14 protein-coding genes are annotated in these 12,925 nt (G+C 42.7%); 9 read left to right on the top strand and 5 right to left on the bottom strand.

Going from position 1 to position 12,925, the window contains the following annotated elements; translation table 11 throughout:
* Positions 1-29: 29 nt before the first annotated feature.
* From ACSSWA_RS10420 to ACSSWA_RS10405, 4 genes are read right to left on the bottom strand one after another with little or no spacing between them, the layout of a single operon-like run.
* Positions 30-833, bottom strand: a complete 804-nt coding sequence (locus ACSSWA_RS10420) for an SDR family oxidoreductase (protein ID WP_437356511.1) — start codon at positions 831-833, stop codon at positions 30-32.
* Between the two features lie 7 nt (positions 834-840).
* Positions 841-2,178, bottom strand: a complete 1,338-nt coding sequence (locus ACSSWA_RS10415; RefSeq protein WP_437356510.1) for an aminotransferase class III-fold pyridoxal phosphate-dependent enzyme — start codon at positions 2,176-2,178, stop codon at positions 841-843.
* Positions 2,179-2,184: 6 nt separating this feature from the next.
* Positions 2,185-2,988 (bottom strand): cytidylyltransferase domain-containing protein, encoded by an 804-nt coding sequence (locus tag ACSSWA_RS10410; protein ID WP_437356509.1) that lies wholly within the window; start codon positions 2,986-2,988, stop codon positions 2,185-2,187.
* Positions 2,985-3,992 carry a CDP-glycerol glycerophosphotransferase family protein gene (locus tag ACSSWA_RS10405; protein ID WP_437356508.1) on the bottom strand — a complete coding sequence of 336 codons (1,008 nt, stop codon included), beginning with the start codon at positions 3,990-3,992 and terminating at the stop codon, positions 2,985-2,987. Before ACSSWA_RS10405 ends, ACSSWA_RS10410 begins: the two co-directional genes overlap by 4 nt.
* Positions 3,993-4,231: 239 nt before the next feature.
* Here ACSSWA_RS10405 and ACSSWA_RS10400 point away from each other — a divergent pair, with 239 nt between their 5' ends.
* The 9 genes from ACSSWA_RS10400 (at position 4,232) to ACSSWA_RS10360 (ending at position 11,666) form a co-directional block, all read left to right on the top strand.
* The gene (locus tag ACSSWA_RS10400) at positions 4,232-5,137 is read left to right on the top strand and encodes a metallophosphoesterase family protein (protein ID WP_437356507.1); all 906 of its coding nucleotides are present in this window, start codon (positions 4,232-4,234) and stop codon (positions 5,135-5,137) included.
* Positions 5,138-5,322: 185 nt separating this feature from the next.
* The gene (gene rsxC, locus ACSSWA_RS10395) at positions 5,323-6,642 is read left to right on the top strand and encodes an electron transport complex subunit RsxC (RefSeq protein WP_437356506.1); all 1,320 of its coding nucleotides are present in this window, start codon (positions 5,323-5,325) and stop codon (positions 6,640-6,642) included.
* Between the two features lie 13 nt (positions 6,643-6,655).
* Entirely contained in the window at positions 6,656-7,630 is a 975-nt protein-coding gene (locus ACSSWA_RS10390; protein WP_437356505.1) for an RnfABCDGE type electron transport complex subunit D, read from the top strand.
* A complete protein-coding gene (locus ACSSWA_RS10385; protein WP_437356504.1) occupies positions 7,627-8,190 on the top strand; it encodes an FMN-binding protein in 564 nt (187 codons plus the stop codon). The genes ACSSWA_RS10390 and ACSSWA_RS10385 overlap by 4 nt, the downstream gene beginning before the upstream one ends.
* The gene (rsxE, locus tag ACSSWA_RS10380) at positions 8,187-8,861 is read left to right on the top strand and encodes an electron transport complex subunit RsxE (protein ID WP_437356503.1); all 675 of its coding nucleotides are present in this window, start codon (positions 8,187-8,189) and stop codon (positions 8,859-8,861) included. Before ACSSWA_RS10385 ends, rsxE begins: the two co-directional genes overlap by 4 nt.
* Entirely contained in the window at positions 8,861-9,433 is a 573-nt protein-coding gene (gene rsxA / locus ACSSWA_RS10375; RefSeq protein ID WP_437356502.1) for an electron transport complex subunit RsxA, read from the top strand. The genes rsxE and rsxA overlap by 1 nt, the downstream gene beginning before the upstream one ends.
* A 1-nt stretch (position 9,434) precedes the next feature.
* Complete coding sequence (locus ACSSWA_RS10370) at positions 9,435-10,397, top strand: FAD:protein FMN transferase (RefSeq protein ID WP_437356501.1); 963 nt, start codon at positions 9,435-9,437, stop codon at positions 10,395-10,397.
* Positions 10,397-11,218 carry an RnfABCDGE type electron transport complex subunit B gene (locus ACSSWA_RS10365; RefSeq protein WP_437356500.1) on the top strand — a complete coding sequence of 274 codons (822 nt, stop codon included), beginning with the start codon at positions 10,397-10,399 and terminating at the stop codon, positions 11,216-11,218. Before ACSSWA_RS10370 ends, ACSSWA_RS10365 begins: the two co-directional genes overlap by 1 nt.
* 1 nt (position 11,219) lies before the next feature.
* Positions 11,220-11,666, top strand: coding sequence for a SoxR reducing system RseC family protein (locus ACSSWA_RS10360; RefSeq protein WP_437356499.1), 447 nt, complete (start codon positions 11,220-11,222; stop codon positions 11,664-11,666).
* Here the strand turns inward: ACSSWA_RS10360 and ACSSWA_RS10355 are convergent.
* Positions 11,663-12,820, bottom strand: coding sequence for an MFS transporter (locus tag ACSSWA_RS10355; RefSeq protein ID WP_437356497.1), 1,158 nt, complete (start codon positions 12,818-12,820; stop codon positions 11,663-11,665). The genes ACSSWA_RS10360 and ACSSWA_RS10355 overlap by 4 nt on opposite strands.
* Between the last annotated feature and the right edge of the window lie 105 nt (positions 12,821-12,925).

Below are 12,925 nucleotides of genomic sequence, written 5' to 3'. Positions count from 1 at the left end.
TTAAATTCCTTATAAAGTGTAATGTAATTTTACCAGCAAGTCCAGCCGCCATCGACCACCAGATTTGCGCCTGTCATATATTCCGAAGCGTCGCTGGCAAGAAAAATCAACGCGCCCCAATAATCGTTGGGTTTTGCCATTCTTCCGAGCGGCGTTTTAGAAGAATATTTTTGAATAAAGAAATCGTCCTGGTTGTTTTCAACCCCGCCGGGACTAAGAGCGTTAACGCGGACTCCTCTGTGCCCCCAATATGCGGCGAGGTATCTGGTAAACATTAATACTCCGCCTTTGGTAGCCGAATATGCGGGGGGTTTATGGAACGATTGAACTCCTTCTTTATTACGATAGAGCGATTGATCCGGCGCAACGATTCCGTATGTGGAAGCGATATTTATAATGCTTCCTTTGCCCCTTTCTGCCATCGGCGTTCCGAGTATCTGCGAAGTTAGAAAAACTCCAGTAAGATTAACGTCGAGAGATTTTTGCCATAATTCCAGCGGGTAATTTTCGAATTTGGATTCCTCCGCCGCGGCTTTCGGATTTTCGAACATATCGTTGATAGCCGCATTATTAACGAGCACGTCAATCTTTCCGAATTTTTGAAGGATTACATCTCTTGCTTTTTTAATGGAGTCCGGTTTGACGACATCCATTCCGAGTCCTACGGAATTGCCGGAAAGCTCCCGCGCAAATTCAGTAGCCTTTGATTCGTCGATATCGGTAACAACAACGGTTGCGCCGGCTGACGATAAAGCTTTGCAGTGTTCCATACCGAGGAGACCGAGCGCCCCAGTAACAACTGCAATTTTATTTTCGAGCGTAAACAATTCCATTATTAGCTCACTTTTTTGAAGCCGGTTTCATATTAAAATTATCCGTCTTTCTGAAAACAGGTTCTACGGGCTTTCCTCTGAGAAGCGATTTGATATTGTTCCCGTCTATAGCTTTTTTAAGAAGAGCAAGCGATTCTTCCAGAGCCTGCAGAGTATAGTCGATATCCTCGTCCGTATGAGAAAAACTGATATTGTGAAATCCCTGCCAGAGCACTCCGCGTTTAATCATTTCCTGCTGCACAAAAGATTTTTGCAGCAGCGGGTCTCCTCCTTTCGGATCGAACGTAGCCATCGAACGCCAGTTGTATCCCACGGCTTTTGTAGAATCGAGACCGAGTTTTGAAGCGATTTCGTTGTAACCGTCTTTTATCTTCCTGCCCTGTTTATCGAGAAACGGGATCACATTTTTATCTTTCATTTCTTCTATAGTGGCTTTAGCCGCTGCCAGCGAGAGAGCCTCGCCGCCGAATGTAGTGTAGAAGAAGATATCATCTTCGGCAAGTTTCATTATTTCTTTTTTCCCGGTAAGTATCGCAATCGGCATTCCGTTTGCGACCGCTTTAGAATAAGTCGCCAGGTCGGGAGTTATTCCGAAATATTCCTGAGCGCCGCCGAGCGCCATACGGAATCCCGTCCACATTTCGTCGAAGATTAGAACAATCCCTTTTTCTTTGCAAATCTCGGCTACTTTATGCAAAAAATTGTCTTTCGGTTCCTGGAAGACTACCGGCTCGAGTATAACCGCGGCGGTATCGTCGTCGATTGAATTCTTAAGAGAATCGATATTGTTATAATCAAAAGTGAAGGTTAATTTCTGAACTTCTTCCGGAATGCCAAAATTACGCGCCGTAACGGAAACGTACCAGTCGTGCCAGCCGTGATAGCCGCAGCAGAGGATTTTGTTTTTCCCCGTATACGCCCGCGCAAGCCGTACTGCGGCGCTCGTAACATCCGCGCCCGTTTTACTGTATCTAACGGATTCGGCGTTCGGGATTACGTCTCGAATCATTTCCGCCACTTCAACTTCAAGAGGATGCATCATCGAAAACGTAATTCCGTCTTCGAGCTGCTTTTTAATGGCTTCGTCGACGCGGGGATATGCATAGCCGAGCGACAACGGTCCGACTCCCATTAAATAATCAATATACTCGTTGCCGTCCGCGTCCCACACATGAGAACCTTTCCCTTTAACCAGATATTTCGGCGCCGCGCCGTTAATCCATTGCGTGGGACCTTTAGCCAGCGTTTGAGTTACGGAGGGAATTAATCCCAACGCCCTGTTGTAGAGTTCGTCCGATTTTGCAATAACCGGATAATCATTGTCAAGTCTTATTTTGTTTGCCATGTTTTATTAATCCGTCTTTTTATTTATTGCCGATTTATATTCTTCGATGTTTTTCAATTCGTCGAGATGATTTTCGTACCAGTACCTGCCGAGATATTTTTCATTTAATTTTTTTATTTCGGGCTTTCGTTCGAGCAATGCGAGAATATCATTCAAACCGAAACCGGGTTTGGCGGGATAAAGCTCTTCGAAAACTCTTTTTATAAAAAGATAGTCTTCTTCGTAATCGATCGTCCAGCGCATCGATGTAGAATAATTGAGCCCCGTTTCCCAGACTACATTCCCGAGTTTGAACAGATGGGGATTTTCCCAGAAATAAGGCGTAGTGTGTTCGCGTTCGTAATCCTTTTTCGCATTGCGCCAGGCTTTTTCAAGAGCTTCGATCGACATTATTTCGACGTCGTTGCCGTCGGGATAAGTAGCCGGATGAAGATTGCTCGCGTAATCGTAATCGCCTTCGGAAAAGAACTTCAGCACTTTATCGATAATTGCAGGATCGATGAGAGGACAGTCCGACGGAATTTTAACCACCGCGTCCGCTCCGTATTTCAAACCCGCCTTGTAATGCCGATCGAGAAGATCGGTTAAATGACCTCTAAAGCATTCAACATTAATTTCCCTGCAAAACTTTTCAATCGGGTCGTCTTCTTTTTGATTGGAAGTAGCGATTACAATTTCGTCTGTCATAGTCGACTTTTGCACGCGTTCTATCATTCTCGAAAGAAGGGGCTTTCCGAGAACCGGCAGCATCACTTTGCCGGGAAGGCGCGTCGAAGTCATTCGAGCCTGTATGACGGCGACTATTTTCATGCCGTAATCAAGTCGAAGTTCTGATGAATTTCATTTAATGAATTACTGGGCGATTCGAGATAATGGATGCCCAGCTTAGCTATTCTTTCAGCCGAGGTGCCGTTGTTTTGAATCGGCATCAGCCTTTTCAATTGTTCAATGTCGAAAGACGAATAAACTTCTTTTCCCAATGCCAGCCCGATATAGACGACCGAGGAGTATTTTGTAATCAGCGCGTCGCAATTGGCAATCATATGATTTGTATTTGCGTTGTGATAGACGAGCGCGCCGGGAGCGTATTTATTGATTTCGCGCGTAGCCCTTTCGACATTTTCATTAGGGTGAAGTTTGAAAATCAGCTGACGTCCGTTTGCAATCTCCACGCATTTTTTAATAAACTTTTTTCTGTTTTCGTATTTGAACGTTTCCCTCGCGTCGGAAGTTGCTACGAGCACATAATTCTTATGAGGGAAATCGTTATTCAAAAACTCTTTCGCGTTGTCGAAGTTCGGAATTCCGGTTACGAAAATTTTATTCGGGTCGGCTCCTTTACGCGCGAATAATTCTTTGTACCCTTCGGAAGCCACGCAAAAAATATCGTAAAGATTCGACATGCCCATTGTGGATGTACTTGCAATCCACCGCGGAAAATTAAAATATTTTACCAGATAAAAAGCGAAATTTTCTGGGTCGGTCATTCCTTCCTGAACGAGAATCAATTTTTTGTTTCTAATATTCCTAGGAACGATTAAATCGGCGCATGTATAAACCAGATCGTAATCGTGCAGCTTGCCTTTGTAATCGATTTTGAGATTATTGCTTTCGAGGTATTCAAGCGTCATTTTTTTGAAATTGCCGCCTAAAATCGTAAAATCGAGAATCCCTTTCGAAGCGAACCATCCGATATATCCGTCGTCGTAAAACGGAGTAAAATAACAATCGTAATCTTCGAAATACTTCGATATTTTGTGCATCATTGTAGTTTGATTGAGAGAACCGCCGATGAAGAGTATTTTCTTTTTCATGTTGATTTATCTTTATTTGAGAAAATACAAAACTGCTAAAAATATTTTTATTCAATGTTAAGAAAAAGTTAGATAACCGTTATCAAATTGTTTAGTCATCAATTTTATTATTTCCCCACTCGAATTTAGTCAAATTCCATTTAGGCTTCAAAAAGAATACTTAATTTTTACTTAACATTACGGTAAAACTTTCTTAACATCCGAGCGTTATATTTACTTCAAAGAGATTTGTCCTTTTTATGAAAATAGCTCATATATCCGACCTTCATTTGAACAGGAAATTCAGAAGAAGGAACTTAGAAAAAACCGAAAGACTGATTGAGTTTGCTCTCAGTAAGCTTGCCGACCATATTGTAATAACGGGCGACATATCGGACAATTCGAACGAAAGGGATTTTGCCGATTTGAGAGAACTATTAATAAAATACGATCTGTTTCATTCGGACAAAGTTTCCGTTGTAATCGGCAATCACGATATTTTCGGAGGAGTTGAACTTGCTTCGGACATAATCGATTTCCCTTCCCGCTGCGAAAAAACGAACTACAATCTGAAAGTGGAAATATTTTACGAATATTTCAGAAATCTTTTCGATTCTACCGTAACAATAACCGAAGGGAAACGATTTCCTTATTTAAAAATCTTCAACGATACAGCGTTAATCGGCGTCAATTCGGTCAATTATTATTCCAAACTGAAAAACCCTTTTGCGTCGAACGGGAAAGTGAAAAAATCGGAACGCGAAGAAATCGACATGCTTCTATCCGCCGAAGAGATTAGAAACAAAGAGAAAATCGTGCTTATACATCACCACTTCTACAAAAACTCGGAAGCGGGCAAAAGTTCGGAGAATTCAATTTGGAGCCGCATCGAAAGTCACACGATGAAACTGAGAGGCAAAAAGAAATTGTTGTCGCTTTTCAAAAGGAGCGGAGTTCGCATTATCATGCACGGACACAGTCACGATATGAGACTCTACGAACGAAAAGGAATCGTTATACTTAACGCGGGAGCCTCGGTCGACGGAACAGCTTCATCTTTATTTCTCGTAGATATCGGACAGGGCGAACTCAATATCAGCTCGGAAATATTACCTCCAATAAATGTGAAAATGTCGGACTATTATAACGAACCTGTCGTTTTATAATTTCGAATTCAATTCTTATAAAAGAGAAGACCATTTTCTTAACCTGAAATTATCGCAGATATAGACTCCGATTAACTGCTTTACTTTTGTATTCCAGTCTTAATATATCGATTCTATTTTGGAAATTTTCGCATTCCCTCTGGCATAATTTATGTGGATTGTTTTATTCAATATACGAGGAGGATATGCCGACTACTTTTAAGGGCGGGATTCATCCGTCGGAGATGAAAGAACTTACCTCGGAAAAACCATTCGAATTTTTACCTCTTCCGGACCAAATCTTTTTGCCGCTTTCCCAGCATGCCGGCAAACAGGCGTTATTGTTGAAAAAGAAGGGCGACGCCGTTAAAAAAGGCGAGACGATTGCCGAAGCGGACGGTTTTATATCCGCTCCGGTTCATTCTCCTGTTTCCGGAAAAATTAACAAAATAATTTCATTATTAACGTTAACGGGAACTCGGTCGGATGCTGTTGTAATCAATCGCACGGACACCGAAGAAGAAGAGTCGATGGAACCGTTAAATCCCGATTCAATTGCCCGCGGGCAGATTATAGAACGAGTTAAGCAAGCGGGAATCGTAGGACAGGGCGGCGCCGCATTTCCTACTTATGTAAAATTATCCCCTCCTCCTGATAAAAAAATCGATTACGTTATTCTAAACGCTTGCGAGTGCGAGCCGTATCTCACAAGAGACTATCGTCTCCTTATCGAAAAGACCGAGGAAGTAATTGCCGGTCTGAAACTTATCCTCAAAGCTACGGGCGTTTCAACGGGAATTATTGGAATCGAAGACAATAAACCGGAAGCCATAAAACAATTGAAGACTTATTTAAATAAAGAAGAAAATATCTTATTAAAAACGCTTAAAACAAAATATCCCCAGGGCGCCGAAAAGATGTTGATAAAAGCCGTCACTGGAAGAGAAACGCCTCCCGGCAAACTGCCTTTCGACGTCGGGTGTATTATTCAAAATGTGGGCACAGCCGTATCCGTTTACAATGCAGTCGTAAAAGGGAAACCGCAAACTCATGCTTTCATAACCGTTTCGGGACTCGGCATAAAAGAGCCTAAAAATCTTATTGTTCCTGTAGGGACGCCATTGAAAAACATTATCGATTACTGCGGCGGAGTTAAAGATAACGCGAAAAAAATTATTGCAGGCGGACCCATGATGGGATTCGCGCAATTTGATTTGAATTCTCCGGTTACAAAAGCCGCTTCCGGAATATTGGTTCTTACTGAGAAGGAAACTTCAACGACAAAAGAAAGCAACTGCTTAAATTGCGGCAGATGTTTATCCGTTTGTCCGCTAAATCTGGCGCCCACGCGGCTTTATAAATTTGCAAGGTTCAACAAATTTGAAGAAGCGATTGATATTGGAATACTATCGTGCATGGAATGCGGTACATGCGCTTATAACTGCCCTGCCGGCATTCCTCTCGTGCAATGGGTCCGGTTCGGCAAACGGAAATCTTCGGCATTATTAAAACAAAAAACAAATTAAAAAAGATAAATCTATGTCCGGTTCGGCAAATCAAACGGTTAATGTAATGTCAGGATTAGAACTGAGCAGCTCGCCGCACGTTCACTCCAGATTTACAACCCAACAGGTAATGTGGCTGGTAAGTTTATCGTTGCTGCCGGCTGTAATTTCGGCGGTTGTTTTTTTCGGAATTTATCAATTGGCAGTAATAGGCGTTAGCTGCGCCGCAGCGGTTCTCTCCGAGATTATCGTCAAACAAATCAGGAAATCCGAAATTACGGCGTATGACGGGAGCGCTTTTTTAACGGGCTTGCTGCTCGGTTTAATACTACCGCCTAATTTTTCATTGACAGCAGCCGCTATCGGTTCGGCGTTCGCAATTATTATCGGGAAAGAATTATTCGGCGGGCTCGGTTATAATATTTTCAATCCCGCGCTCATCGGAAGGGCTTTTCTTCAGGCGGCTTATCCCGTCGCTATGACAACCTGGAGCAAACCGAATTTTGCAGTCGACACGGTTACTTCAGCCACTCCGCTGGCTGCTTTCAAATTCGACAAAATAATAACGGGAATCGAACCTTTGATCGTCGGGAATGTCGGCGGCTCTATTGGTGAAACATCGGCATTGGCTATCGTCATCGGAGGCGTATTTTTGATCGTAATAAAAATCGTCAACTGGCGAATACCGTTGTCAATGATACTGGGAATGATTTTATTCGGTTCGATTTTCTGGTTTATCGATCCGCTCAAATACCCGGGTCCGCTGTTTCATCTTTTCAGCGGCGGATTTTTATTGGGCGCATTCTTCATGGCTACCGATTGGGTAACTTCTCCTTATACTTCCGCTGGCATGTGGATTTACGGTTTATTAATATCGTTGATAATCGTAGTAATACGACTCTTCGGAGGATTACCTGAAGGCGTAATGTACGGCATTTTAATAATGAACGCATTTGTGCCGATTATCAACAGATTGACGCACCCGAAAATTTTCGGTGAGGTAAAATGAATAACAGTATAAAAATGATTATCGCGCTTACTTCAATTGCTTTGGCGTCGGGAGCGGTTTTATCCGGAGTTTCGAACTGGGCGGCTCCTCATATAGAGGCTAACAGAATTGCCGAGACCGAAGCGGCAATTTATTTTGTGCACAACAAGGCCAAATCCTATAAAAAAATCGAAACGGATTTCGGCGAGGTCTATAAAGTTTATGACGAAGATGGCATTCCTGCCGGATACTCTATTGTATCCGAAGGCAACGGATTTCAGGGAAAAATAAGACTTATGATCGGAACGGATACAACTTTGAACAAAATAACGGCAATCGAAATTCTGGAACAAGTCGAAACTCCCGGACTCGGTTCCCGAATCACCGAAGAAGAATTCAAAAACCAATTCAAGAATTTATCCGCTCAGCCTTCCGTTAATTGGGTCAAAGGGAAAACGCCGGAAAAGCCGAATGAAATAGAGGCGATTACAGGAGCGACTATTTCATCGAAATCGGTTTGCGCTATTATTAACGAAGCGTTACAAAAAGCAAGAATCGAAAAGCAATCGAATAAACTATGAAAAAGCAAATATCATACTGGAAAGAATTTACCAAAGGATTATGGGAAATTAATCCGACGTTCAAACAGGTTCTCGGAATGTGCCCAACGCTTGCGGTTACTGTCTCCGCAATCAACGGTGTGGCAATGGCTCTGGCAACTACATTCGTGCTAATTTTTTCGAGTTTGTTGATATCGCTAATCAGGAAATGGATTCCCAATCAAGTACGCATTGCGGCGTATATAGTTGTAATAGCTACATTCGTAACCATAGCCGACCTGGTAATGAAAGCAAAATTTCCCGAATTGAGCAAAGCGCTCGGTCCTTTTGTGCCTTTAATTGTAGTCAACTGTTTGATTCTCGGCAGAGCCGAAGCTTTTGCATCGAAAAACAATCCGTTGCGTTCTCTGCTCGACGCTTTAGGCAACGGAGCGGGTTTTTTAATTGCCCTCGCTTTGATGGGAAGCATTCGCGAATTATTGGGAAACAGAACCGTATTCGGATTTCAAATATTGCCCGAATCATTCCAGCCTTTATTAATTATGATATTGCCTGCCGGAGCTTTTATTACGCTCGGATTAATGATGGGATTGGCAAACAGTTATATGAATAAAAAGAAAAAGTCCGAAATTGATTCCGTCATTTCTAAATACAAAGAAAGAAAAGTAATTGTCGGGGAGGGTAAATCTTAATGGAACTTTTGATTATTTTTATTTCGGCGGCAATTGTTAATAATTTCGTGCTTTCGCTCTTTCTGGGAATTTGCCCTTTCATCGGAGTTTCAAACAAAATTTCGTCTTCCGTTTCGATGGGAATGGCTACTACTTTCGTGATGGTTATTACTTCGGTAGTAAGCTGGATTCTTTATTTCAAAATATTGCTTCCTTACAATCTCGAATTTCTTCAGATACCTTCGTTCATATTGGTAATTGCTTCGCTTGTTCAATTTGTGGAGATGGTAATAAAAAAGGTTAGTCAGCCGATTTATCGCTCATTAGGAATTTTTCTGCCGCTAATAACGACAAATTGCGCTATATTGGGTCTCGCTTTGTTATTGTCGATGAGAAATTATTCTTTTATGGAAAGCGTATTTTTCGGACTGGGCGCAGGCGCGGGATTCACAATGGCTCTGGTTATAATGGCAGGAATACGCGAGGAGCTCGAAATGGCTGACGTACCGGAAGCATTCAAAGGCGCTCCAATCACTTTAATTACAGCAGGACTTCTTGCTCTGGCATTCATGGGTTTTGCGGGAATGATTTGAAATGAAAAAATATCTTCTCATATTGATTATACTTGCCGCCTGTACCGATGACACAACATACAGGCGCGCTTCCATCGTAATGGGAAGCTCGATAGAAATACAAGCGCGCGGCGTAAACGAAGTAACGGCGGAAAAAGCAATAACGGCAGCTTTCGAAGAAGCGCGCAGGATCGATACGCTCTTTTCTACTTATATCGAAGGCAATCCGATGTGGAAAATTAACAATACGGTTGCAGACGAAATTCTTATCGACCGCGAAATATTTCACGTTATGAGACGATGCGAAGAATTGTGGAAGTTGACCGGCGGAGCGTTTGACCCCGCAGTCGCAAACCTCGGATTGCTTTACGGTTTCGATAAAGAAGACGGCGATTATAGCATCCCTTCCGAAAAAGAAATTCAGAAAGCGCTTTCGAATTCCGGATGGAAGCATATCTCCTTACGCGAACCGAATATACTCGTCAAACCTGCGGGCATAAAAATTAATTTCAACTCGTGCATTCCCGGCTACGCAGCCGACAGAATTGCCAATCTGCTCTCCAATTTCGGCATAAAAGAATATCTGATTAATGTTGGCGGAGAAATATTTGCCAGAGGAAAGGAATGGAAAGTCGGTATTCGGCATCCGCGCAATCAGAATGATTTGCTGGCAGTCATTAAAGTCGACGGCTTCGGAGTGGCGACTTCGGGCGACTATGAAAAATATATCGACTCAAACGGCAAAAGAATTTCTCATATTTTCAATCCGGTAACGGGAAAGCCTGCAGGTCATTATGAATCGATTACAGTAATTGCGCCTGACGCAATGACAGCAGACGCCCTATCGACGGCTCTTTTTGTAATGGATATTGAAAAGGCTTTGAAATTAATAAACTCGCTCGAAAATACGGAAGCCGTTTTGGTCGATTCGACGGGAACGATTCACAAATCTCTAAATTTCGACAAATATATCGCGGGGGAATAATGGATTCGATTTTGATAATAGCTCTGGCTACCATGGGAGGACTCGGATTTATATTCGCCGGCGGACTCGCATTTGCCGACAAAAAATTGAGAGTGGAAGAAAATCCTCTGATAGCAAAAATTAACGAGCTTCTTCCCAATGCAAACTGCGGCGCATGCGGCAATGCCGGATGTTATGATTTTGCCGTGAAAGTAGTCGAAGGAAAATTATCGCCTTCTTCCTGCCCGGTATGCGACGATGAATCTTCGGCGGAAATAGCAAAGCTTATAGGCAGCGACGACGTCAACGCAATAAAACTTTTACCGCGTATCCTTTGCGGCGGCGCTGACAAAGCTAAAAATAAAGAGGTTCGTTACGCGGGACCGTCTAATTGCGCTTTGGCTGACATCGTTGCAGGCGGGGACAAAAAATGCGGCTACGGTTGTCTCGGCGGCGGAGACTGTGTTGACGCTTGCAAATTCAATGCAATTTATATGGGAGAAGACAAACTACCTGTCGTAATCGAAGAACTTTGCAAGGGCTGCGGATTATGCGCTCAAGCCTGCCCGCGCGGTATAATCGAAATGCATCCCGCGGAAAGAGATTTATTCGTCTATTGCAAAAGCCACGACGATCCGAAAACTTCCAAAGAGAATTGTTCCGCGGCATGTATCGGATGCGGCATTTGCGCACGAAATTCGAACGGAGCCGTAGAAATTATAGATAACCTTGCGGTAATACATTACGAGTTATTGAATTCCGCTGAAATTCCTGTCGAGAAGTGTTCAACGCGGGCAATAAAAAAAATCGAGAGAAATAAAATAACCGCTTCTCTGAACTGACATGAAAGAAGAAATATTAATTGAAGAAGGGATCGTTTCCAGGTCGTTGGGCAAGTTTTCCGAAGTGATTCTGGAAAACGTCGCCGAATGTGAGGAATGTTCGGCGCGATTAATTTGCAAACCGCGGGGCGGCGATACGAAAATTGTAGTGGCTCGCGATCCTTTTGGAACAGAGCCGGGCGAGAAAGTTAAAATTGCCGTCAGCGGGTCGGCTATCCTCAAATCTGTTTTTCTTCTTTACGGTCTTCCGCTTCTGGTTTTTATAATCAGTTTAACTGCAGCTTATTCATTAAAGTTTTTATTCCCGGGCGACGAGTTAAAATCCTTCGTCTTTGCAATATTGATTACCGGTTTTTATTATGCGCTCTTTTCATTCGCTTCAAAGAAATTTATCCATTTCTCGAATCCCAGAATAATTTCGGTATCCAGAACCCAGCGCGATAATTAGATTTTTTTTACGAGCAGCGTTACAGCCACAATAAAACTGACCGCCGAAGAAATCAAAAAGGGCAATTGAAATCCGTAAGCATCCCAGAGCAATCCCGTAAAAAACGATCCGCTCAAGACCCCGATACTCATCATCCCGTTTAACAACCCGATAGCCGAGCCTTTAAATGAAGGGTCAACCAGATCGTTGATCCACGCCTTAATTATGCCTTCCGTAGAAGCCGAGTATACGCCGTAAAGAGCAAAGCACAACCAGATAATTATTATCGACTGATATAACGCAAATATCAAATAGACAATTGAAAATACCGTCAGTCCGGCGGACACAATATATTTCTTGCCTATTTTATCCGAAATCATTCCGAGCGGATACGACATCAAAGCATAGATTATATTAAAGAAAACGTACCCAGCAATAGCAAGAGTATCCGACCTTGAAATATCCTGCGAGCGTAAAATCAGAAACACGTCGCTGCTGTTAACTATCGAAAACAAAGTTATCATTAACAACACGAATTTGTAATTTGCAGGAGCGGTTTTCCAGAACATCCGGAACGTTATTTTACTTCCGTTTTTAGCCGACGGCGTTTTAACTTCTTTGACAAAAAACGTAAACACTATAGCCAGCATAGAAGGAATAAAAGCGATAAGATAAATAAGAATATAATTTGCCGGGAAAAAATAAAGCAGAATAATTGCAGCCAACGGTCCCGCTACGGCTCCCAGGGTATCCATCGAACGATGGAAACCGAAAACAGTTCCGGAATTATTTTTGTTCGAATAGCTGCCCAGCAGCGCGTCCCTCGGCGAGGTTCTGATACCTTTGCCAATTCTGTCGGTTATACGGGAAACAAATACAGTAGATATATACGGAAAAATTCCTGGGAGCGACTTAACAACGCCGGAAAGACCGTAACCCGCCTGCACGAAAATCTTTCGTTTTCCGGTTTTATCCGAAAGGACGCCGAAATATCCTTTCATCAGTCCGGCGGTTATTTCCGCCAAGCCTTCTATAAGTCCGACCACAGCCATCGAAGAACCGAGTACGGCGGTCAAAAAAAGCGGCGTTACAGGATAGAGCATTTCGCTGGCAAAATCCGTAAAGAAACTGATTGCGCCGAGAACAATTACCGGTTTGGGTATTTTCCCAAACATTTCTGCATCCTCTTAAAATTCGAATCGAAATTTATCTTTTTTTGTTGACAATTTGAAAATAACTTCTAACATTATGGTGTAAGTTAAAGCTTGTTGAAATGACGT

Source organism: Melioribacter sp. Ez-97 (assembly GCF_051488665.1).
Classification (GTDB): Bacteria; Bacteroidota; Ignavibacteria; order Ignavibacteriales; family Melioribacteraceae; genus Melioribacter.
The sequence above is the reverse complement of the archived record's forward strand: the minus strand, read 5'-3'. Positions and strand labels throughout refer to the sequence as shown.

Excerpts from the sequence above, each read along its gene's own strand:
- ACSSWA_RS10420 (WP_437356511.1), bottom strand. The coding sequence starts at position 833 with ATGGAATTGTTTACGCTCGAAAATAAAATTGCAGTTGTTACTGGGGCG.
- ACSSWA_RS10415 (WP_437356510.1), bottom strand. The coding sequence starts at position 2,178 with ATGGCAAACAAAATAAGACTTGACAATGATTATCCGGTTATTGCAAAA.
- ACSSWA_RS10410 (WP_437356509.1), bottom strand. The coding sequence starts at position 2,988 with ATGAAAATAGTCGCCGTCATACAGGCTCGAATGACTTCGACGCGCCTT.
- ACSSWA_RS10405 (WP_437356508.1), bottom strand. The coding sequence starts at position 3,992 with ATGAAAAAGAAAATACTCTTCATCGGCGGTTCTCTCAATCAAACTACA.
- ACSSWA_RS10400 (WP_437356507.1), top strand. The coding sequence starts at position 4,232 with ATGAAAATAGCTCATATATCCGACCTTCATTTGAACAGGAAATTCAGA.
- rsxC (WP_437356506.1), top strand. The coding sequence starts at position 5,323 with ATGCCGACTACTTTTAAGGGCGGGATTCATCCGTCGGAGATGAAAGAA.
- ACSSWA_RS10390 (WP_437356505.1), top strand. The coding sequence starts at position 6,656 with ATGTCCGGTTCGGCAAATCAAACGGTTAATGTAATGTCAGGATTAGAA.
- ACSSWA_RS10385 (WP_437356504.1), top strand. The coding sequence starts at position 7,627 with ATGAATAACAGTATAAAAATGATTATCGCGCTTACTTCAATTGCTTTG.
- rsxE (WP_437356503.1), top strand. The coding sequence starts at position 8,187 with ATGAAAAAGCAAATATCATACTGGAAAGAATTTACCAAAGGATTATGG.
- rsxA (WP_437356502.1), top strand. The coding sequence starts at position 8,861 with ATGGAACTTTTGATTATTTTTATTTCGGCGGCAATTGTTAATAATTTC.
- ACSSWA_RS10370 (WP_437356501.1), top strand. The coding sequence starts at position 9,435 with ATGAAAAAATATCTTCTCATATTGATTATACTTGCCGCCTGTACCGAT.
- ACSSWA_RS10365 (WP_437356500.1), top strand. The coding sequence starts at position 10,397 with ATGGATTCGATTTTGATAATAGCTCTGGCTACCATGGGAGGACTCGGA.
- ACSSWA_RS10360 (WP_437356499.1), top strand. The coding sequence starts at position 11,220 with ATGAAAGAAGAAATATTAATTGAAGAAGGGATCGTTTCCAGGTCGTTG.
- ACSSWA_RS10355 (WP_437356497.1), bottom strand. The coding sequence starts at position 12,820 with ATGTTTGGGAAAATACCCAAACCGGTAATTGTTCTCGGCGCAATCAGT.